This is a genomic window from Flavobacterium croceum DSM 17960, from assembly GCF_002917885.1.
Lineage (GTDB): Bacteria > Bacteroidota > Bacteroidia > Flavobacteriales > Flavobacteriaceae > Flavobacterium > Flavobacterium croceum.
On sequence record NZ_PQNY01000069.1, the window covers coordinates 1 to 2,410 of the forward strand.

Consider the following 2,410-nt stretch of genomic DNA (forward strand, 5'->3'; position numbering starts at 1 on the left):
GGTATATGGCGTTGGTAAGTCGGTTTAAATTATCGTATTGATAGCCGTATTTGCGCAATACATTGTCGGTTTGTGTACGCCAATAGGTTTCGGCTATATTGCCGTTGTAGAGCGGTGTAAATTAAAAAACCACACCGTTAAGATGTGGTTTTTGGTGTTATTTTCTTTGTGGGCACGAGCAAGATGCTCGCGCTAGCGGGGGGGTCGCCATAATTATAAACAACACGATCTTTTTTCATTAAAAAGCCAACGACCATCATAGCAATAACAACTATTGCAAGCAAAATAAATCCTTTGTGTTTTTTCATAAATTACTCCAATAATTTCAACTCTTATTTGCCTCAGTAAGTGTTATGGTCTGAAATTTATTCTCTTTGAGTACTTTCTTTAATATTATTCTGTCTTTATTTATTGAATTAATGATATAGGTTTCCTTTTCATTTTCCCCATCTATCTTTAAAAACATTAATATTTCTTTGTTAAAAAGTGCGGTTGTATAAAATCCACTTTTTATAAATTCTCCCTGTTTATCATAAAAATCAATTTCTGTTCCGCTAAATTTTGCATCAAGGTCTTTAAAAAACCATGTTTTAGAGGTAAGAATATTTTCAAAAGTTGACTTGTCTATGTTTGTAAAGACTCCTTCAGATAGCGCAAAATAATTTCTCACTTCATCATTATTATGGAGAGTCAAGGTATTGTCCTCATTATATGTTATTTTAAAGACTGATTTACCATCCAAAAACAAATCGTCTCCCAAAATATCGTATTTATGAACCGAATTACTAAAATTTAAAGAAACTTTATCCTTCTCAAAATCTAATATAATTGGCATAATAGTAGCTTTCCAAGAAGATTGAAAACTATTATCATAGACTAACCATTTTTTTTTTGTAATATCCATTATTGAATCTTTATCTATCTGAATTTCTTTTTTGCAAGATACTAAACAAAGAACTGCAAATAAGTAAATAATTTTTTTATTGATTTTCATTTTTTAAAACTTAATTACTCTGTAAATAATTTCTTAAACCAATTTATCCAAACTGCAGATTTTTCATTTACAGTTTTATATTGATATGTATTTGCAGTTATTGTAGAACCAGGTATGTATTTATTTAATTTAGCTTGTGCTAAAGTAGCGAAAATATAAGGAAGTGTCGAATCACTAACTGTTAATTTGTGAAACAAGGGGCTAGACATCACTTCTTCAATCATCATATATTGTGTCGCAGTTGCATTTAATACCATAGTACACTTGTCAACCGTATTTTGTAGCCCATAAACTTTCCCATCTTTACTAGAAATAGGCACACCAATTTCTAAGCTAAAAGAGCTTTCGTAAGTGGTCTTTGTAGCTGCGTCATAAATAGAAAAATATAAGTTTGTAATTCTTGCCGCTCTAAATGTCTTGGTTACATTTTTGAATTTGAAAGATTTCTCACTTAACAAATCCATATTGCCGGGTTTCTTTGGGTCTTGTTGAAATTCGGTGGGAGTTAGGACATTTGTTAATGTTGCTGTTGTTTCATTTTCTTCATTTTCATTATCCTCTGTTTCTGTTTGATTAGTAAATGTATATGTATAAACATTACCGTCATTTGGAGTTGCATCCCATAATTGTTGAGCCCAATCAGGTAACTCTCCGTCTGCACCACTTGGGTCTTTCCAAAACACTGGATTATTATCAAAAGCACAATATGGAGACTGGCTATGATGAGTTATTGGGTCTTGAACGACCCATCTCGCAATTGCTGGGTCATAATCTCGCATATCCATGTCGTACATGTTAAGCCCCAACTCGTCTTGTAGCTCAATTCCTTGGTACTTATACTTGTAGGGGTCTTTATTTACTACACTTGCCGCTCCAATATAGTAATCCATATTGCCCTTACCTCCAACAATATATTGGTATTCTTGCACATTATACTTTTCGTGTTTCATACCAAAAGGGTAGTAGTTGTTCTCGCTAAGTATTTTGAGCTGTTGGGTTACAGGGTCTTTACTATAGCTTAATCGTATGTTACCTAAATGGTCTGTATAATTGTATACATAGTTGTAATTGTTTATGCCATTTACTACGGTATTGTTTACATAACCTTCGGCAGTAGGAAAAAACTTTAATACAGCATTTTCATACTGATAGCCTGTTAAATAATCGGTAGTTGTAATTGTAGTGCCGTTTGTTACCACTTTTTTTACTTTTTGCCCTGTTGCATCGTAAAGATACACAATATTTTTAGTTGTTCCTGCAAAAACAATTTTTGTTGGTAGGTTTAAATGGTTGTAGGTAATGCTTGTAATATTTTTATTGGCATCTTTATACATATTGCCATTGGCATCATAATAAAAATCTTGAGTGTTTACTACATCTTTAAAACCTGTAGGATTGCCACTTATATCTTGTACG

At 32.4% G+C, this 2,410-nt stretch carries 2 protein-coding genes; both read right to left on the reverse strand.

Annotated features, from left to right (window positions below; genetic code table 11):
* Window positions 1-325: 325 nt before the first annotated feature.
* Window positions 326-994, reverse strand: a complete 669-nt coding sequence (locus tag Q361_RS13400; RefSeq protein WP_103727231.1) for a hypothetical protein — start codon at window positions 992-994, stop codon at window positions 326-328.
* A gap of 14 nt (window positions 995-1,008) precedes the next feature.
* Window positions 1,009-2,410: RHS repeat domain-containing protein (locus tag Q361_RS13405; protein ID WP_317047149.1), on the reverse strand; the 1,402-nt coding region annotated here is incomplete at its 5' end.